Origin of the sequence: Pseudomonas sp. TREG-RG-20F-10-E-6-01, assembly GCF_022662455.1 — a bacterium.
Classification (GTDB): domain Bacteria; phylum Pseudomonadota; class Gammaproteobacteria; order Pseudomonadales; family Pseudomonadaceae; genus Aquipseudomonas.
In genome coordinates this window covers 16,156-35,489 of the sequence record NZ_JAKNQP010000014.1, presented here as the reverse complement: position 1 = coordinate 35,489, position 19,334 = coordinate 16,156, and the positions used below count along the sequence as shown (strand labels likewise).

Sequence of the window (19,334 nt, the reverse complement as noted above, 5' to 3'; positions counted from 1 at the left end):
TATTCGCTGGGTGTGGCGTCTCATGTTTTTGTGGCGAGCGGGCTTGTCCCGCGTTGGGCTGCGCAGCGGCCCTGTAAGGGCATTGAGATTTTCCTGGTGGAGGGCGGTGGCTGTTTTAGGGCTGCTGCGCAGCCCAACGCGGGGCAAGCCCGCTCGCCACGGGAGTGGGTGTGCTGGAGGGTTTGTGTTTAGGCGTGGAGGGCTTGGCGGTATTCGCTGGGTGTGGCGTCTCATGTTTTTGTGGCGAGCGGGCTTGTCCCGCGTTGGGCTGCGCAGCGGCCCTGTAATGGCATTGAGATTTTTCTGATGGAGCGCGGTGGCTGTTTTAGGGCTGCTGCGCAGCCCAACGCGGGGCAAGCCCGCTCGCCACGGGAGCGGGGCGGCTGGAGGGTTGTGTTTAGGCGTGGAAGGCTTGGCGGTATTCGCTGGGTGTGGCGCCCATGGCTTGGCGAAAGCGATGGGTGAAGTGGCTGGCGCTGGAGAAGCCGCACATCCAGGCGATGTCGCCCAAGGGTAGTGTTCCGGCGCGCAGCAGGCTTTGCGCGCGGGCCAAGCGTCGCGCCAACAGGTATTGATGGGGCGGCAGGCCGAAGCTTTGGCGGAACATCCGCGCGAAATGGTATTCGGACAGCGCGCACATCCCGGCCAATTGCCCCAGGCTGATCGGGTCTTCGAGGTGATGGTCGATGTAGTCCACCAACAGCCGGCGCTGATGCGCGGCCAATCCGCCTTTCAAACGCAGACCGTCGCGCGCGCCAACCTGGCTGAGCAAGGTGTGGCTGAGCATTTCATGGGCCAGGCTGCTGGTCAGCAGGCGCTCGGCGGGCTCGTGCCAGTTGAGGGCGATCAACTGGTGAAAGCGCCGGGCCTGGCTGGCGTCTTCCAGAAAGGTGCTTTCGCGCAATTGCAATTCGCGCGGTTCGCGGTCCAGCAGGGTGACGCAGCCGAGGGCAAATTGCTCCGGGCTGAAGTACACATGGGCCAGGCGAATTTCACCATTGATCACCCAGGCTGACTGATGCTCGGCCGGCAGGATGCAGAGTTTGTCGGGGCCACCTTTGGTGCCGGGCTGATCACGGCGAAAAGTGCCGGTGCCGCCGCCGATGTAGCAGGACAAGGTGTGGTGGGTGGGCGCCTGGTAGTCCTGAGCATCGTGATGGTTGCTCCACAACGCCGCAGACAAGCCGTCACCGAGCTCGGCGCAGGCTTCGAGGCGTGCGTTGGGCGAGCGGTTAAGGGCTTGAAAGACTTGCAGGGATTCCAGCTCTGGCATGGTTGTTCTCTCCGACGCCTTGCATCCTACTCCGCAGCGCGGGCGCTGTGATCCTGCCGCCCGACAAAAGCGCAAGAATGTGCAAGAGCGCGAGCCGGTCTGCGGGCAACACTGTGGCTCAATCGACGGAGCCCGCTATGAACCTTTTCCTGTACTTACTTACCGTGCTGATCTGGGGCACCACCTGGATCGCCCTCAAGTGGCAATTGGGCGTCGTGGCGATTCCCGTGTCGATTGTCTATCGCTTTGGCCTGGCCGCGCTGGTGCTGTTTGCGCTGTTGCTGCTCAGCCGCAAGTTGCAGGTGATGAACCGGCGCGGGCACTTGATTTGCCTCGCTCAGGGCGTGTGCCTGTTTTGCGTCAACTTCATGTGCTTTCTGACGGCCAGCCAATGGATTCCCAGCGGCCTGGTGGCGGTGGTGTTTTCCACGGCCACGCTGTGGAATGCCCTCAATGCGCGGGTGTTTTTCGGTCAGCGAGTGGCGCGCAACGTGTTGATGGGCGGCGCGCTTGGATTAATCGGCCTGGGTTTTCTGTTCTGGCCAGAGCTGGTCGGGCACACCGCCAGCCCGCAGACGTTGCTGGGCTTGGGCTTGGCGCTGTTGGGGACGATGTGTTTTTCGGCCGGCAACCTGCTGTCGAGCCTGCAGCAGAAGGCCGGGCTCAAGCCGTTGACCACCAATGCCTGGGGCATGGCCTACGGTTCGGTGATGCTGGCGACCTATTGCGCGGTGCGCGGGATACCGTTCGACATGGATTGGAGCGCGCGTTATGTCGGCGCGCTGTGGTACCTGGTGATTCCGGGGTCGGTGATTGGTTTTACCGCCTACCTCACGTTGGTGGGCCGTATGGGCCCGGAGCGCGCGGCGTATTGCACAGTGCTGTTTCCGGTGGTGGCGCTGAATGTGTCGGCGTTTGCCGAGGGGTATCAGTGGACGGCGCCGGCGTTGATGGGGCTGGTGCTGGTGATGCTGGGGAATGTGTTGGTGTTTCGTAAGGTTAAACCGAGCCAGCCTGTGAACCCGATGCTCAAGGCAAAGCAAATCTGATGTGGGCGCTGGCTTGCCGGCGATGGCGGTAAGTGGATGAGCCGGCAGGTACACCGCTATCGCAGGCAAGCCAGCTCCCCCATTGGAGAGGGTTGTTCCTACATTCAGGCTGAGTGATCGTTCTATTTGAGACCCAGACGTTTGGCCATGCGGCCGAGGTTGGCGCGGTCGAGGCCCAGTTCGCGGGCGGCGCTGGCCCAGTTGTGCTGGTGGCGCTCCAGGCAGGCGCTGATGACTTGGCGCTGGTAGTGCTCGGTGGCCTGGCGCAGGTCGCCGGTGACAACCGGGGCCACATCGGCCGGTGCTTCGATTGCCGGCGGCGCGCTGACGTCGGGCAGGTCCAGGTCTTGGGCACTCAGGCTCAGGATCTTCGGACGTTCGCGACAGTTTCCCAGGGCTTTTAGCGCGCTGCGTCCGATCAAATGTTCCAGCTCCCGCACATTGCCCGGCCAGTTGTACGCCAGCAGCGCCGCCTGCGCGTCGCTGGTCAGGCGCAGGCTGCCCAGGCCCATGCGTGAACGGTTCTGCTCAAGGAAAAAGCCCGCCAGCAATAACACGTCACGGCCGCGTTCACGCAGCGCCGGTACTTGCAGCGGGTACACGCTCAGGCGGTGATAAAAGTCGGCACGGTAGCGGCCGTTGCGCACCTCTTCGGCCAGGTCGCGGTTGGTGGCGGCGATCAGGCGCACGTCCACTTGATGCTCCTTGTCCGAGCCCAGGCGCTGCAGTTGGCCGCTTTGCAGCACGCGCAACAGCTTGGCCTGCACGGTCAGCGACAACTCGCCCACTTCATCCAGAAACAGCGTGCCGCCATTGGCCAATTCGAATTTGCCGCGGCGCTCGTTCAGCGCACCGGTAAAGGCGCCGCGCACATGGCCGAACAGCTCGCTTTCCACCAGGGTTTCCGGGAGTGCGGCGCAGTTAAGGCTGATCAGGGGTTTGTCTGCACGCGGCGACGCGGCGTGGAGGGCCTGGGCGACCAGTTCTTTGCCGACGCCGGTTTCGCCGGTAATCAACACGGTCAGGTCGCTGCCGCCCACCAGCTTGATTTCCTCGACCAGGTGCTTGTGGGCCTTGCTCTGGCCAATCATTTCCTTGTGCTGCTGGCCGCTGGCCTGGCGGTAGATCTCGGCGCGCTGGTGCTCATCGTCGGCGCGCAAGGCCAAGCGCTCGATACGTTCGGCGACGTTGACGGTGGCCGCTGCCAGGCTGGCGAAGGCTTGCAGGGCGTCGAGTTCGACACGTTCGAAGCGCTCGGTATCCAGCGCATCAAGGGTCAGCAGGCCCCAGGGTTTGTCGTCGATAAACAGCGGGCAGCCCATGCAGTCGTGCACTTGCAGGTGGCCGTGCAGGCCATCGACCAAACCATCGTAGGGGTCCGGCAGTTCGCTGTCGGCGTCAAAGCGGGTAGGGCCGGGGCTGCTCAGCAGCACCGCAAAGCGTGGGTGCTCGCTGACCTTGAAGCGTCGGCCGAGGGTGTCGGCGCTCAAACCGTCCACCGCCAACGGCACCAGCCATTCACCGTCCAGGCGCAACAGCGCGGCGGCATCGCACGGCAGCAGCGCGCGCATGGCCTGCAACAGGCGTCGGTAGCGCTCGCCTTCAGGCAGGTCGCGCGACAAGTCGGCAACCAGAGGCAGCAGGGTGGTGAGCAGCGATTGTGCAGTCATAATGACTCCTTGTAGTCCTTATGACTATAAAGCGTAGGAAGTCATATTGACTACACTATATTTAACTCATTGAAAAATAACGGTTTATAAGTTGGCACGAATACTGAGTACATAAGGGTAATCAGTTAAAAGACCCAGGAGTCTGCCATGCTTAGTGCCCAAGACCGTGCCATCGTCAAATCCACTGTGCCCCTGCTGGAAAGCGGCGGCGAAGCGCTGATCACGCACTTCTACCGCATGATGCTCAGCGAGTACCCGGACGTTCGCCCGCTGTTCAACCAGGCCAATCAGGTAAATGGCGACCAGCCCCGCGCCTTGGCCAATGGCGTGCTGATGTACGCGCGGCATATCGACCAGTTGGACCAGTTAGGCGATCTGGTCGCGAAGATCATTAACAAGCACGTGGCCCTGCAAATCCTGCCGGAGCACTACCCGATTGTGGGGACGTGCCTGCTGCGGGCCATTTCCGAGGTGCTGGGCAGCGAGATTGCCACGCCCGAGGTGCTGAGCGCCTGGGGCGCCGCCTATGGCCAACTGGCCGATATCCTGATTGGCGCCGAAGCCGCCATCTACGACGAAAAGGCCCAGGCCCCGGGCGGCTGGCGCGGTGCGCGGCCGTTCCAGTTGGTCAAGCGCGTGGAGGAGAGCAACGAGATCATTTCGTTCTATTTTGCCCCGGTGGATAACGGCCCGATCCTGGCGGCCGCGCCGGGCCAGTACATTGGCATGAAGCTGATGATCGATGGCGAAGAAGTGCGTCGCAATTATTCCTTGTCGGCCCTGAGCGATGCGGGTTTGTACCGTATCAGCGTCAAGCGCGAGGCCGGTGGGCGGGTCTCCAACTACCTGCATGACCAGATGCACATCGGCGCGACCCTCGACCTGTTTCCGCCATCGGGCGAATTCACCCTGGTCGCCAGCGACAAGCCACTGGTGCTGATCAGCGGCGGGGTGGGCATCACACCGACGCTGCCGATGCTTGAGGCAGCCCTGGCCACCGAGCGCCCGGTGCACTTTATCCACTGCGCGCGTAACGGCGGGGTGCATGCATTCCGTGACTGGGTCGACGCCCTGGCGGCCAAGCACCCGCAACTCAAACGCTTCTATTGCTACGCAGAAGACGATGGCGTGAGCCCGGCGGCCGACAAAGTCGGGATGCTGAACCAGGCGCAACTGGCGGCGTGGTTGCCCGAGCAGCGTGACCTTGACGCCTATTTCCTCGGCCCTAAAGGCTTCATGGCAGCGATCAAGCGCCACCTCAAAGCCCTCGGTGTGCCGGACAAACAGGCACGCTATGAATTCTTCGGCCCGGCCGCGGCCCTGGAATAAGGTTTAACCGGCGCACCGAAGCGGCACCATCGCGGGCAAGCCCGGCTCCCACATGGAAAGGCAATCCACTGTGGGAGCCGGGCTTGCCCGCGATGGCGTCCGCACGGCCGCAACATTCCTCCCGATTAATCCGCCGTTAACCCCTCTCTGTTTTAACCATCCCCTGTGTGTAAACTTGCGGCCATCAGGCACAACCATAATCAGGCAAAGGGAAACGGGGATGAGTGACGAATTGCGTTTAGGCAGGGAGCGGCGCTTTCTGGTGTTGCTGGGCATCATCTGCCTGGCGCTGATTGGCGGTGCGTTGTACATGCAGGTGGTACTGGGCGAGGCGCCATGCCCGCTGTGCATCCTGCAGCGCTACGCCTTGCTGTTGATCGCGGTGTTCGCGTTCCTCGGTGCCGCCATGCGCCGCAAAGGCGCGGTCACCTTCTTTGAAGGGCTGGTGGTCCTCAGCGCCTTGGGCGGCGTGGCTGCGGCCGGCCATCACGTGTACACGCAGTTTTTCCCTACGGTCAGCTGTGGCATCGATGTCCTGCAGCCGATTGTCGATGACTTGCCGCTGGCCAAAGTCTTTCCCCTGGGCTTCCAGGTTGATGGCTTTTGCAGCACGCCATACCCGCCGATCCTTGGCCTGTCCCTGGCACAGTGGGCGCTGGTAGCGTTTGTGCTGACGGTGATCCTGGTTCCGCTGGGCATCTATCGCAATCGCCAACGCATGGCCTGACCCGGCCCACTGAAACGCCCTGTTCTTGCTTAATCGAAGGACGGGGCGTTTTTGTATGTAGGGTTTTGTGAAAGGGACGTGACGAAGGGCAACTTGAGGTGCGCGCAGCGTGCGACATGTTGTCACACGGACGCTGTCGCAGGACGTTTCTGACGCGCCGCGCCGGCCCATAAATTTGCATAAAACGGCCAAGATGTGCTGTCAGTTCGTCGATTGAGCGGTGCCGCGAACGTCGCACGGTTCGCATCATTCGGTGATGTCCGAATGCCTTGTTTTATGGGGACTTGGATACGTTTTGCATGCCCTTACAAGGTGTAAGGGAAGGGCGCCCTCACGCAATAACACGGCAATTTTTGTGGTTTTTGTTGAGAATCGAACACGATAAGATCCCGAACCTTTGCAAGATTGGTGAAGGATTGTTGCTGGAATCGATAAAAATTATTTCTTTATAAGACATGGTTTATACATCGCTAGCTAACTACAATCGCCCGCACTGAATGTCCGGTGCTGTTCAATATTTGAGCATTGGAGCGGTCGAGGGGCAGATGGATGGCTCTGTGCGACCCCAGGTTCCGGCAGCCTTTCAACTATCCGCACCAAATGGAATTGGTCTGTAACAAGGCCTTTAGCCACGAAATCGAATAAGAACTCACCGCAGGTCCGTGAAACGTCCATGTATGGCGCGCCGGGCAGGCTCTTATTCAATCGAAGAGAAATGCCAACCCTTGGCAGGGTGAAGTGTTGGCGATCAAAACCCAACTGCATTGCGCAAGCTGCTTTAGAGGTCGTGAGATGAGTAAAAACAGGTACCCCCGATTACTAGGCTTTTTGCCGCTGCTTGGCATGTTGTTAATGCTGGGAGGCTGCAAGTGGACCTTGCTCGACCCAAAAGGACAGGTCGGTCTGGATGAACGAAACCTGATCATCACCGCCACCCTGCTGATGCTGCTGGTCGTGGTCCCCGTGATCATCATGACCTTCGCCTTCGCCTGGAAATACCGCGCGTCGAACACCAGCGCTACCTACGCGCCGAAGTGGTCGCACTCCACCAAGATCGAAATCGCAGTGTGGCTGGTGCCGATCCTCATCATCATTGCCCTGGGTTATGTGACCTACAAGTCCACCCACGCACTGGACCCGTACCGTCCGCTGGAATCCGACGTCAAGCCGATCAACATTGAAGTTGTCGCGCTGGACTGGAAGTGGCTGTTCATCTACCCGGACCTGGGTATCGCCACTGTTAACGAAATCCAGTTCCCGGAGCACACTCCGCTGAACTTCAAGATCACCTCCGACGCTGTGATGAACTCGTTCTTCATCCCTGCTCTGGGCGGCCAGATCTACGCGATGGCAGGCATGCAGACCAAGCTGCACCTGATCGCCAACCAGAAAGCTGAAATGGAAGGCATCTCCGCCAACTATAGCGGCGCTGGCTTCACCGGCATGAAATTCAAAGCGATCTCGACGAGCCAGGAAGATTTCGACGCCTGGGTAGCCAAAGTCAAGGCCGCACCTAAACAGCTTGATCAAGCTGAATACGATGCTCTTGCCAAACCAAGCCAGAACAACCCAGCCACTCTGTACTCCGCGTACACGCCGGACCTGTTTCAGAAAATCGTCGACAAGTACGAAGGTATGAAACCAGGCAAGCCGGTCAAGCACGAGAAGAAAGAAGTGGCCGCGGTTGAAGGTTCTGACACGGGCTCGCATTCAACTGCTGGGGCAGAGGAGTAAACGATGTTTGGTAAATTAAGTTGGGATGCGGTCCCGTTCCACGAGCCGATCGTGATGGTGACCATCGCCATGATCGCGCTGGGTGGTCTGGCACTGTTTGCTGCAATCACGTATTTCAAGAAGTGGACGTACCTGTGGACCGAGTGGTTGACCTCTGTCGACCACAAAAAAATCGGTGTCATGTACGTCATCGTTGCCATGGTCATGCTGCTGCGTGGTTTTGCCGACGCCATCATGATGCGTACCCAGTTGGCCATGGCCACCGAGGGTTCGCCTGGCTACCTGCCGCCTGAACACTATGACCAGATCTTCACCGCTCACGGTGTGATCATGATCATCTTCATGGCGATGCCATTCTTCACCGGCTTGATGAACCTTGCCTTGCCGCTGCAGATCGGTGCGCGTGACGTTGCCTATCCGTTCCTGAACTCCTTGAGCTTCTGGCTGCTGGTTTCCGGCGTGGTACTGATCAACCTGTCCCTGGGCGTCGGCGAATTCGCCAAGACCGGTTGGGTTGCGTATCCGCCGCTGTCGGGCATTCAGTACAGTCCGGGCGTGGGTGTGGACTACTACATCTGGGCGCTACAGTTATCAGGACTCGGGACGACACTGACGGGGGTCAACTTCCTGGCCACCGTCCTGAAAATGCGCGCCCCTGGCATGAAACTGATGGACATGCCGATCTTCACCTGGACCTGCACCTGGGCCAACGTCCTGATCGTGGCTTCGTTCCCGATCCTGGCCGCTACCATGGCGCTGCTGTCGCTTGACCGTTACCTGGATTTCCACATTTTCACCAATGAACTTGGTGGCAATCCGATGATGTACGTGAACCTGTTCTGGGCATGGGGTCACCCTGAGGTGTACATCCTGATCCTGCCAGCGTTCGGTATCTTCTCTGAAGTGATCTCGACCTTTACCGGCAAGCGCCTGTTCGGTCACCACTCGATGGTTTACGCATCGGGCGCGATCTCTGTACTGGGCTTCATGGTGTGGCTGCACCACTTCTTCACCATGGGCTCGGGGGCCAGCGTCAACGCCTTCTTCGGCCTGGCGACGATGCTGATTTCCATCCCGACGGGGGTGAAGCTATTCAACTGGCTATTCACCATCTACCACGGCCGTCTGCGTATCACCAGCCAGGTTCTGTGGACCCTGGGCTTCATGGTGACCTTCGCCATCGGCGGCATGACCGGCGTACTGCTGGCCATCCCGGGTGCTGACTTCGTACTGCACAACAGCCTGTTCGTGATCGCTCACTTCCACAACGTGATCATCGGTGGTGCTGTATTCGGTTACATCGCTGGTTTCAGCTTCTACTTCCCGAAAGCGTTCGGCTTCAAGCTGCACGAAGGCTGGGGCAAGGCTGCATTCTGGTTCTGGATCTCGGGCTTCTTCGTCGCGTTCATGCCGCTCTATGCACTGGGCTTCATGGGCATGACCCGTCGTCTGAACGCCACCACCAACCCTGAGTGGGTGCCGTACCTGTACGTCGCCATGTTCGGTGCGTTGATGATCGCTGCCGGTATCGCCTGCCAGCTGATCCAGCTGTACGTGAGTATCCGTGACCGTAAGCAGAACGCTTGCGAATCCGGCGACCCATGGAATGGCCACACCCTGGAATGGTCGACCTCGTCGCCACCTCCGTTCTACAACTTCGCTGTGATTCCTACTGCGAACACGATCGATGCGTTCACCGAAGCGAAGGAAGACGGTACTGCGTACCAGCAACCCAAGCATTACGAGCCGATCCACATGCCGAACAACACCGCCACTGGCGTGGTGATGGGTGCGCTGTTGACCGTGTTCGGTTTCGCGATGATCTGGCACATCTGGTGGCTGGCAATCGTGGGCCTGGCAGGCACCATCGGTTACTTCATCATTCACGCTGCCCGTGATGATCAAGGCTACATGGTGCCGGTCGAAACGATCGAGCGCATCGAAGCCGAGCAACACGCTCGCCTGGTAGCCGAGAAGAAAATCCCGGCCAACCGTGTAGAAACCTCGTTGGAACAGGCTTAAACCATGTCGAACTTAGTGACCAATGCTGGACACGCCCATGTCGATGACCATGGGCACGATGACCATCACCACGACTCGGGGCCAATGACCGTATTCGGTTTCTGGCTCTACCTGATGACCGACTGCATCTTGTTTGCGTCGATCTTCGCGGTGTACGCGGTACTGGTAAACAACGTAGCGGGTGGCCCGTCGGGCCACGACATCTTCGAACTGCCTTACGTGCTCGGCGAAACCGCCTTGCTGTTGTTCAGTTCGATCACCTACGGCTTCGCCATGCTGGCCTTCTACAAGGGCAGCAAGAAAGGCGTACTGAGCTGGTTGGCACTGACCTTCCTGTTCGGCCTGGGCTTCATCGGCATGGAGATCAACGAGTTCCACCTGCTGATCTCCGAAGGCTACGGCCCGCACCGTTCCGGCTTCCTGTCCGCGTTCTTCACGCTGGTAGGCACCCACGGTCTGCACGTATCTGCCGGCCTGCTGTGGATGGCGGTGATGATGTATCAGGTCAATAAACACGGCCTGACCAACACCAACAAGACTCGCCTGAGCTGCCTGAGCCTGTTCTGGCACTTCCTGGACGTGGTCTGGATCTGCGTCTTCACCGTTGTTTACCTGATGGGGACCCTGTAATGGCTAATGCACACTCCCATGACCATGACAGCCATGATGCGAGCCACGGCAGCGTTAAGTCGTACGCCATCGGCTTCATCCTGTCGGTAATCCTGACGCTCATCCCGTTTGGTCTGGTGATGTACCCGACCCTGCCGAAGTCCATCACGTTGATGATCGTTCTGGCCTTCGCGGTGATTCAGGTTCTGGTTCACCTGGTGTACTTCCTGCACTTGGATCGTTCCAAAGAGCAGCGCGATAACGTGATTGCGTTTGTGTTCGCAGGCCTTGTGATCCTGCTGCTGGTTGGTCTGTCGATATGGATCATGTTCAGCATCCACACGTTCATGATGGCGAAGTGAGGTAAGACCCGATGTCGCTTAAGCACTTTATCCAAATCACCAAACCGGGGATCATTTTCGGTAACGTGCTTTCTGTGGCAGGCGGTTTCTTCCTGGCCTCCAAGGGACATGTCGATCTGGCCATCTTCCTGGCTGCAATGATCGGCACCTCCCTGGTGGTAGCTTCCGGTTGTGTATTCAACAACTGCATTGACCGCGACATCGATATCAAGATGGAACGCACCAAGAACCGCGTGCTGGTCCAGGGCCTTATCTCCCTGAAACTGGCACTGCTGTTCGCGACCGTCCTGGGTGTTGCCGGCGTCGTGTTGTTGTACAAGGTGGCCAACCCATTGGCGGCGCTGTTTGCCGTGATCGGCTTTGTCATCTACGTCGGCCTTTACAGCCTGTACCTCAAGCGCAAGTCGGTTCACGGCACGCTGGTGGGCAGTCTGTCGGGGGCGATGCCGCCGGTGATTGGTTATGTGGCTGTGACCAATAGCTTCGACATGGCCGCGCTGGTGCTGCTGGTGATGTTCAGCCTGTGGCAGATGCCGCACTCTTATGCCATCGCGATTTTCCGCTTCAATGACTACCTGGCTGCGTCGATTCCGGTTCTGCCGGTCAAGCGTGGCATCCAGGTGGCCAAGAAACACATCCTGCTCTACATCCTGGCCTTCCTCGTGGCGACCTTGATGTTGACCTTCAGTGGCTATGCCGGCATGAGCTACCTCGCCGTCGCTGCCGCCATGGGCATGTACTGGTTGTACATGGCCTGGACCGGCTACAAGGCGGTGGATGACACCGTCTGGGCGCGCAAGCTGTTCGTGTTCTCGATCTTCACCATCACCGCGCTCAGCGTGATGATGTCCCTGGATTTCCAGGTACCGAAAGAGCTGTTGCTGACCTACGCACACTGAGTCATCGAGCAGTAAAAAACCCCGCCTTCGCAAGAAGCGCGGGGTTTTTTATGGAGTGGCCTTTAAACTATTCCCGAATTCTACAAATGCAGGAAGCAAACCGATGAGTAAAAAAGCCGTTATCGTATTCAGTGGCGGGCAGGACTCGACGACCTGTCTGATCCAGGCACTGCCGCTGTATGACGAAGTGCACTGCATTACCTTCGACTATGGCCAGCGCCATGTGGCAGAAATCGAGGTCGCCCAGAAGCTTGCCAAGCAGTTGGGCGCTACCGTTCATAAAGTCATGGACGTGTCCCTGCTCAACGAGTTGGCCATCAGCAGCCTGACCCGCGACAACATCCCGGTGCCGACCGTGAACAGTTCAGGCGACAGCCTGCCCAGCACTTTTGTGCCGGGTCGCAATATTTTGTTTCTGACCCTGGCGTCGATTTACGCCTATCAGGTAAAGGCGCAGACCGTCATTACCGGGGTGTGCGAAACCGACTTCTCAGGCTATCCCGATTGCCGCGATGAGTTCGTCAAAGCGCTGAACAAGGCGCTTGAACTGGGCATGGAGTACACGCTGCGCCTGGACACCCCGCTGATGTGGCTGAACAAGGCCGAAACCTGGGCCCTGGCGGATTACCATAATCAGTTGGACCTGGTTCAGCACCAGACCCTGACCTGCTACAACGGCATCCTCGGCAGCGGTTGCGGTAACTGTGATGCGTGCAACTTGCGGGCTCGCGGCCTGAATGACTACCTGCAGAACAAGGCCGATGTGATGCACAGCCTCAAGCAGAAGTTGCAGCTGAACTAAATCAGCCCACACCTGCCTCGTCATACTCCTCTGTACGTGCTGTGCGAATCCAACACACGACTACAAGGAGTAGTTCCATGGTCAGCGTAAGTCGTCGGTCACTTCTCGCCTTTGGCGCGGCCTTGCCGGTGCTGGGGCGCCTGGATTGGGCGCTGGCCAGCCCGCCGCCGTCACCCGCTGACAAGGTGCGGCTCAATTACAACGAAAGCCCCTACGGCCCCTCAGGCGCTGCCCGTGAGGCGATGCAGCGTGGGGTGGCCATCTCCGGGCGGTATCCCTATGACCACATGTACGCCTTGGCTGGGCTGTTTGCCCAGCAGCAGGGCATCGCCGAAGAACAGGTCGCCGTGTTTGCTGGCTCCATGGCCGCGCTGCGCTACGCCGTGCTGGCGTTTACCAGCCAAACACGCGGGCTGGTGATGGCCACACCGTCCTACGAAGTACCGCGCCAGGCCGCTGAGTCGTGGAAGGCGCCGGTGCGCGAAGTGAGCCTCAATGCCGAGCATGCGCACGACGTGCCGGCCATGCTTGCTGCCGATCCGCAGGCGGGCATGCTGTACCTGTGCAATCCCAACAACCCTACCGGCACCCTGACGCCAACCGAGGCGATCCGCCAGGCGCTGGCGAACAAGCCCAAAGGCAGCGTGCTGGTGGTGGACGAGGCGTACATCGACTTCTCTGATGCCCCGAGCTGCGTGAGTTGGGTCAAGGACCACGACGATTTGCTGGTGCTGCGCACCTTCTCGAAAATCTACGGCATGGCCGGCGCACGCCTGGGCTTGGCGATTGGCCACCCCGCGCTGCTGGCACGGCTGGCGGTGTTTGGCGGCGACAACGTGCCAGCCGCCTCGACTTTACTCGGGGCCCGGGCGAGCCTGGAAGACGTCAAACTGCTGCCCCACCGCAAGGCGCTCAACGCGCAGTTACGTGATGAGACCGTGGCGTGGCTGAAGGGGCGGGGGTTTGCCTGCACCGCGTCGCACAGCAACTGCTTCATGATCGACGTGAAGCAACCGGCCCAGCAGGTCATCGAAAAGCTCGCAGCACACAATGTGTTGATCGGGCGGGTCTGGAAAGACTGGCCGCAATGGGTACGTGTGACGGTGGGCAGTCAGCAGGAGATGCAGCGGTTTCGCGAAGTATTTGCGGCGCAGATGGCCTGAGCCTGGGCGCTCGGCAGCGCAAATGGCCACTGCGTGCTGATGGTCGGCTCGGCCCAGGAAGCACTGGACAAGGCCTGTACGGCATGTTTCATTCTTGTCTTTGTGTAGAGATATTTCCTACAGTATGGGTCGACTCTGACCAGAGGCTTCGGGATTGAAGCGTTCCCGTCAGAGCATTAGCCTCATACGTTGTCACTCATCAGGGACGATATTCATGCGAAGCGATGGCCAATCCAGCAACACCATGTCCATACAGCCCGCCGATGTGCGCCAATTGCTCGATGCCGAACTGACCCGGCGCGGCCTGGGGCACTTCGAGGTGTATCAGTGTGGGCCGACACTGGATGAAGCAGAGATCATCACCAATTACCCCGACGCGCTGGACCGCTCCGACTCGGCGGACGATTTTTACCAGCGTGGCCAACTGCTGTCCTTGTCCAAGGAGCGGGTCAAACCTTTTTTCTGGAGCGATGAAAACATCCTCGCGCCTGCCGCAGAAGCGGTGCCGGTGCCTGGGCCCTGTGCACCGGTGGGCGAGGGCGCGAGCTTTATCGTGCATGGCAACCGCGGCTTTTACTCGATCCTCAACCTGTGCAGCTTCGGTGAAGACCAACAGTTTCGCGACACGGTGTTGGCCAACAAAAGTGAGCTGCAGATGCTGCTGGTCTCGGTCTACGACGAGGCCCTCGAAAGCTGCGCCACGGTCGCACCTGCGCCGATACAGGAAACCGTACTGACCCCACGAGAAACCGAAGTGTTGTCCTGGACCAGCCTGGGCAAGACCTACAACGAAATAGCCGTCCTGACCTCAATGAGCCCGCGTACCGTCAAGTTTCATATGAAGAATATCTTCAGCAAGCTGGACGTCACCAACGGCAAGTCGGCGATTCGCAAGGCCCTGAACCTGGGGTACATCCGCGAAAAGGCCTGATCTACAGGCTTCCCTCCTCATAAACGCTACGCTCGCCGGTGATTTTTCAGCGGCGAGTCTACGCGTGCGCCTCGTCGCAGCCTACCTGTCTAAAAGGGCAGCTTGTTCGCCATCGAGCGGTGCTTTAGTTTTTTTTGCAGCCGATGAGTCTAGCTCAGGCAAAAAAAACAATAGCCGCACCACCTGAAAAAATTCCTTTGCCCAGCAATGAGACGGGTGTTGCAGCGTGCCGCTTAATTATGGAGTGATTATGCTGGTCGATAAAAACAAAGAACCTGCTGGCGAATACGCTGCGGGCATTTCCCGTGAAACCTTCGGAATGCTCAAGCACCTGTGCAAAAAAGATAACTATCACTGGGCCATCGCGTTGGGTAAGGATTACGCAATCATTGCCTTTGCCATTTACCTGTCCTTGGGCATCAGCTACTGGTTCTACCCGGTTTCGCTGTTTCTGATCGGCACCACGCAACGCGCCCTGGCGAATGTGCTGCACGAGTCAGCGCACAAGATGCTGGCCAAGAACCGCGTGATCAATTGGATCTCCGGCACGTTTCTCTCCGGCTACCTGATCTTCCACCTGCATCAGTCCTACAGCACGTCGCACATCAAGAATCACCACGTGCACCTGGGCGATCCGGAAAAAGACCCTGACTACGCCTTCCACCTGCAGTGCGGCCTGTACGACGTCAAGCAAAGTGAACGTGAGTTCTTCCTCAAGAACGTTTTGCTGGCGCTGTCCGGCTACCGGACCGTGCAGTACATCCGGTACATCATCAAAGACCGCGTCAAAGCTCAGGGTGCGGACAAAACCATCCGCAACGAACGCATCATGCTGTGGGCTTACTGGGCGGTGATCTTCGCCGTCGCCGCCTGGTTCGGTGTTGTCGCGCAACTGTTGCTGTTCTGGCTGGTGCCGCTGTTCACCACTGCCGTGGCCGTGGGCTGGATCATCGAGTTGGCCGAGCATTACCCATTGCCGGCTGCTGAGACCGAGAAGCTGCTGCTCACCCGCAATCGCAAGGGCAACGCCCTGGAGAACTTCTTCTTCGGCCGCCATGACGACAACTACCACCTCGTGCACCACCTGCACCCGGCCATTCCTCACTGGAACATGCGCAAGGCTCACGAGCTGCTGATGTCGCACCCGGAATACGCGCGTTGGGACAACCTGTGGGCGGGGATCTTTACCCGTGACCGCCATGGCCGCCACAAGGAAACCATGCTCAGTTACGCGGCCAAGTTTCGTGCTCACAAGATTGCCAACCACACCGATGAATCGAGCTTCGCACGTCGGATGCTGAACCAGGCCTACGGGGTTTAACGCCATGAATGACATCGACAACAGCCTGCTGGCGACCCTGGCCCTGAAGAAACTGGCGGCGAACAAGACGTACCGCGACCTGTTCCTGGCCAGTGACACGCTGCGCGACTTCCTGCGCCCGGCCGCCCTGCGCTACATCATTTCCGAAGACCGCCTGGAGATGCTCGACAAGCTTGCCGCCCTGCAAGGCAAAGGCTATCGCACCGGCGTCGAATACGTCGGTGAAGAGGCCACCACCCTGGCCGAGGTGACCACGGCCACCGACGAATACCTGAAGCTGATCGACCTGATGGCGCTGCACCCCACACTGGCCGAGCCACCACAGCTGGGTTTTGACCTGTCCAACGTCGGCACGATCATTTCCCGTGAACTGGCGATCGAGAACTGCTCGAAGATCCTTGCCCATGCAGCCGACAAGGAGGTCGGTGTGATCCTCAGCATGGAGCGGTCCCAGTGGACCGACTCGATCCTGGATATCTTCATGCACCTGAGTGCGCGTTTTGCCAACTTGGGTATCACCCTGCAGGCGCAGTTGAACCGTACGCCCGATGACCTGGGGGAAGTCCTCGCAACGGGCTGCAAAGTGCGCCTGGTCAAGGGCGTCTATGCTGAGCCTGCTGCTATTGCCTTGCCGCGCGGTGCGCAACTGAACGAGCGTTACCTGGGGCTGTTGGACCGCATCAACGGCGCCAGCACGAACTACGCGTTCGCCACCCAAGACCCGCTGCTGGTGAAGGAGATTCTCGCCAGCGGGATTGCCAGCCGAGGCGAGCTGGAGATGCTGCACGGTGTGCGCCCCGAGCTGATCAAGGCGGTCAAGGACCAAGGTCAGGTCAAGACGCGTGTTTCAGCGGTCTACGGCACCAACTGGTACCTGCACCTGCTGCACCGCGTGGCCGAGTTCCCACAGAATATTTTTCTGGCGCTGGATGACGTGGCCTCGCCACGGCCTTCCGAAACCGCCAATCACTACTGAAAAGGACATTCTCATGAAGCAGTACGTCGCGTTGGTCGATGTCTATTCGAGCGGTAACTTCCTGCCGCAGTTCTTCCATGAGGCGGGCATCGGCCTGATCCATGTGCAGAGCACGCCGGAACTGATGCCGAGCATGCTGGGGCCGAACCTTTCGGAGTTCGAGCACAACCTGATTTTCAACGGCAACCCCGAAGACGTTGTGCGTCGCCTGCGTGAGTTCAACGTGATTGCCGTGATCGCCGGCCAGGAACCCGGCGTGCCGTTCGCTGACTACTTGAGCGAACAGCTGCAACTGCCGTCTTCCAACGGCAGTGCCGGTTCCCGGGCACGTCGCGACAAGTTCGAGATGATCAGCAAAGTGGCCGCCGCCGGCCTGCTGACCGCGCGGCAAATCAAGTCCGCCGACCCTGCCGAGCTGCTGGCCTGGGTGCAGGACGGCCAAGTGTTCCCTTGCGTGATCAAGCCGCTGAGCTCGGCCTCAACCGACGGCGTGTCGATCTGCCACAACGTCGACGACGTGAAACGCGCCTGCGAGGAAGTGGTGTCCAACCTGGATATCTTCGGCCTGGCCAATACCGAAATTCTTTGTCAGTCCTACCTCAAGGGCCCGGAGTACATCGTCGACACGGTCAGCCGTGACGGGCAGACCTATGTCTGCGGTATCTGGCGCTATGTGAAGCGCGAGATCAGCGGTGGCAAGAACATCTACGACCGCGACGTGCTGATTGCTCCGGACAGCGCCGAGGCCAACGTGCTGGTGGACTACATCGTGCAAGTGCTCAAGGCGCTGGGAATCAACAACGGCCCGGCCCACTCGGAAGTGATCCTCACCGAGGCCGGCCCTGCGCTGGTGGAAGTAGGCGCACGCTTGAATGGCAACATGGAACCCAGGTTCCATGACATCAGCCTGGGCGGCAACCAGGCGCAGCTCACCTACCTGGCGTACTGCGACGGTGAGGCGTTCAAAGCCGGTTATGCCGGCAAGCGCTACCACAAGCTCAAGGAAGCCTGTGTGATCAATACCGATACCACCTTGCAAGGTGAGGTCACCGGCTTCAATGACGCCGCCATCCACCTGATCGAGGCATTGCCCTCGGTGCATAAACTGAGTGTCAAATACAAGGCTGGCAAGTTGATGAAAAAGACCGTGGACCTGCTCAGCAGCCCGCTGCGCGTGTTCCTGGTATCGGAAAACCAGCGCGATATCGACAAGGACTACGAGCAGATCCGCCAGTACAAAGACAACGTTTACGTGATCCGCTGATGATGGGCACCTATCGCGCGTTACGCGGGCTCAACGGTCGGTTGCAGTCGCTGTTCCTGATTACCCTGGTGTTCCGCATGGGCACCATGGCGTTCCCTTTCTATGCGGCGTACCTGATTCATCAGCACGCCGTGTCGGCGGGCACGGCTGGCTTGCTGGTCGGGGTGTACGGCGCGGGTGCGCTGTTTGTGGACTTGATCATCGGCGCGGTGATCAAGCGGTTTTCCGCCAACCGGGTGATCCTCGGTTCGTTGCTGCTCAATGCCGTGCTGTTGCTGATCATTCCTTCAGTGGACAACACGGCCGCGCTGTTTGTGTTGTCGTTTCTGTGGGGCGCCTGTTACGAGGCGTTCACGCCGGCGACGTTCTCCGAAACCGTCACCCACAGCAGCAGTGAGACGCGCAAAGTGGCGTTCTCCTGCAACCGTCTGGCCATCAACATCGGCATGGCCATCGGGCCACTGTTGGGCAGTCTGATTTTCCTCAGCAACGCCGACGCGGTGTTCTACCTCAACGCTGCGTTGTCGTTGGTCTCGTTCGTCGCCTGCCTGCGGTTTGGACGCGCGGTTCCGGTGGCGCCGGTGACCACGCTCGCCGGCAAGGGCAATGGCTTGCCGGAGAGCGCGCCGCATGAGCGGTCGCGACTGCTGGTGATCCTGTTGGCGGCATTGCCGGTGCACATCGCCTACGCGTTGCCGCCGACGTTCCTGTCGGCCTACATCATCAATTACACCGAGTTGCCGGCTTACTACGTCGGCATCATTTTCTTTATCAATGCATTGTTGGTGATTCTGTTCGAGGTGCCGATCAACCAACGCATGTCGCACCTGTCGAGCAGCCGCTCGTTGGTGGCCGGTTTCCTGGTGGCCGGCGTGGGGTTTTTCCTGATGGGGTTCAGTCACATCGGCGCGTTGCTGCTGGTGGCCACTGTGCTCTGGAGCCTGGGCGAAATGATCGTGTTTCCCGGTATCACCCACTACGTCAGCAGTATTTCCAGTCGCCATACCGTGGACCGCAACCTCGGTTACTACTCGGCGGGCGTCAATATCGGGGTCATGATCACCCCGTCGCTGGCGTTCATGTTGGTGTCCCAGCCGTCCTTGCCTTCGCCGTGGCTGCTGGCCGGCACCGTATTGCTGCTGTTCGCGGTGGCGGTGGGCGTGATGAAAAGCTCGACACTTTTGTGGAACAAGGAAGCGTGAA

The 19,334-nt window shown here is 59.4% G+C and carries 18 protein-coding genes; 15 read left to right on the top strand and 3 right to left on the bottom strand.

Annotated elements, in window-relative coordinates:
* Positions 1-397 precede the first annotated feature (397 nt).
* Positions 398-1,273, bottom strand: a complete 876-nt coding sequence (locus L8K08_RS26385; protein ID WP_242201092.1) for an AraC family transcriptional regulator — start codon at positions 1,271-1,273, stop codon at positions 398-400.
* 137 nt (positions 1,274-1,410) lie between these two features.
* Here L8K08_RS26385 and L8K08_RS26380 point away from each other — a divergent pair, with 137 nt between their 5' ends.
* A complete protein-coding gene (locus L8K08_RS26380; protein ID WP_242201089.1) occupies positions 1,411-2,322 on the top strand; it encodes a DMT family transporter in 912 nt (303 codons plus the stop codon).
* Between the two features lie 122 nt (positions 2,323-2,444).
* Here the strand turns inward: L8K08_RS26380 and norR are convergent, their stop codons facing one another.
* On the bottom strand, positions 2,445-3,992 hold the full coding sequence (gene norR / locus L8K08_RS26375; RefSeq protein ID WP_145164277.1) for a nitric oxide reductase transcriptional regulator NorR: 1,548 nt from the start codon (positions 3,990-3,992) through the stop codon (positions 2,445-2,447).
* A gap of 147 nt (positions 3,993-4,139) precedes the next feature.
* Here norR and hmpA point away from each other — a divergent pair, with 147 nt between their 5' ends.
* The gene (gene hmpA, locus L8K08_RS26370; RefSeq protein ID WP_242201082.1) at positions 4,140-5,321 is read left to right on the top strand and encodes an NO-inducible flavohemoprotein; all 1,182 of its coding nucleotides are present in this window, start codon (positions 4,140-4,142) and stop codon (positions 5,319-5,321) included.
* A gap of 220 nt (positions 5,322-5,541) precedes the next feature.
* On the top strand, positions 5,542-6,048 hold the full coding sequence (locus L8K08_RS26365) for a disulfide bond formation protein B (protein WP_242201080.1): 507 nt from the start codon (positions 5,542-5,544) through the stop codon (positions 6,046-6,048).
* A 474-nt stretch (positions 6,049-6,522) separates the two neighbouring features.
* Here the strand turns inward: L8K08_RS26365 and L8K08_RS30380 are convergent, their stop codons facing one another.
* Positions 6,523-6,813 carry a hypothetical protein gene (locus L8K08_RS30380; protein ID WP_347341024.1) on the bottom strand — a complete coding sequence of 97 codons (291 nt, stop codon included), beginning with the start codon at positions 6,811-6,813 and terminating at the stop codon, positions 6,523-6,525.
* A gap of 27 nt (positions 6,814-6,840) precedes the next feature.
* Between L8K08_RS30380 and cyoA the strand changes: the two genes are divergently transcribed.
* The 12 genes from cyoA to L8K08_RS26305 all read left to right on the top strand — a co-directional run bounded on the left by cyoA (position 6,841) and on the right by L8K08_RS26305 (position 19,333).
* Positions 6,841-7,782 carry a ubiquinol oxidase subunit II gene (gene cyoA / locus L8K08_RS26360; RefSeq protein WP_119736759.1) on the top strand — a complete coding sequence of 314 codons (942 nt, stop codon included), beginning with the start codon at positions 6,841-6,843 and terminating at the stop codon, positions 7,780-7,782.
* Between the two features lie 3 nt (positions 7,783-7,785).
* Positions 7,786-9,804 carry a cytochrome o ubiquinol oxidase subunit I gene (gene cyoB, locus L8K08_RS26355; protein ID WP_145164269.1) on the top strand — a complete coding sequence of 673 codons (2,019 nt, stop codon included), beginning with the start codon at positions 7,786-7,788 and terminating at the stop codon, positions 9,802-9,804.
* A 3-nt stretch (positions 9,805-9,807) separates the two neighbouring features.
* On the top strand, positions 9,808-10,434 hold the full coding sequence (locus tag L8K08_RS26350) for a cytochrome o ubiquinol oxidase subunit III (protein WP_056858318.1): 627 nt from the start codon (positions 9,808-9,810) through the stop codon (positions 10,432-10,434).
* Entirely contained in the window at positions 10,434-10,775 is a 342-nt protein-coding gene (gene cyoD, locus L8K08_RS26345) for a cytochrome o ubiquinol oxidase subunit IV (protein WP_010206434.1), read from the top strand. The genes L8K08_RS26350 and cyoD overlap by 1 nt, the downstream gene beginning before the upstream one ends.
* Before the next feature lie 11 nt (positions 10,776-10,786).
* Positions 10,787-11,674 carry a heme o synthase gene (gene cyoE / locus L8K08_RS26340; RefSeq protein ID WP_106578233.1) on the top strand — a complete coding sequence of 296 codons (888 nt, stop codon included), beginning with the start codon at positions 10,787-10,789 and terminating at the stop codon, positions 11,672-11,674.
* A 103-nt stretch (positions 11,675-11,777) separates the two neighbouring features.
* Entirely contained in the window at positions 11,778-12,476 is a 699-nt protein-coding gene (queC, locus tag L8K08_RS26335) for a 7-cyano-7-deazaguanine synthase QueC (protein ID WP_106578234.1), read from the top strand.
* 77 nt (positions 12,477-12,553) lie between these two features.
* Positions 12,554-13,639, top strand: a complete 1,086-nt coding sequence (locus L8K08_RS26330; protein ID WP_242201078.1) for a pyridoxal phosphate-dependent aminotransferase — start codon at positions 12,554-12,556, stop codon at positions 13,637-13,639.
* A 214-nt stretch (positions 13,640-13,853) separates the two neighbouring features.
* Positions 13,854-14,570, top strand: a complete 717-nt coding sequence (locus L8K08_RS26325; RefSeq protein WP_242201075.1) for a LuxR family transcriptional regulator — start codon at positions 13,854-13,856, stop codon at positions 14,568-14,570.
* A 250-nt stretch (positions 14,571-14,820) separates the two neighbouring features.
* Positions 14,821-15,891 (top strand): fatty acid desaturase family protein, encoded by a 1,071-nt coding sequence (locus L8K08_RS26320; protein WP_242201073.1) that lies wholly within the window; start codon positions 14,821-14,823, stop codon positions 15,889-15,891.
* Between the two features lie 4 nt (positions 15,892-15,895).
* On the top strand, positions 15,896-16,867 hold the full coding sequence (locus tag L8K08_RS26315) for a proline dehydrogenase family protein (protein ID WP_242201071.1): 972 nt from the start codon (positions 15,896-15,898) through the stop codon (positions 16,865-16,867).
* 13 nt (positions 16,868-16,880) lie between these two features.
* Positions 16,881-18,131 (top strand): ATP-grasp domain-containing protein, encoded by a 1,251-nt coding sequence (locus L8K08_RS26310; RefSeq protein ID WP_106578239.1) that lies wholly within the window; start codon positions 16,881-16,883, stop codon positions 18,129-18,131.
* Positions 18,131-19,333: an MFS transporter gene (locus L8K08_RS26305; RefSeq protein ID WP_106578240.1), complete on the top strand. Its 1,203-nt coding sequence runs from the start codon at positions 18,131-18,133 to the stop codon at positions 19,331-19,333. The genes L8K08_RS26310 and L8K08_RS26305 overlap by 1 nt, the downstream gene beginning before the upstream one ends.
* The last annotated feature ends 1 nt before the right edge of the window (position 19,334 follow it).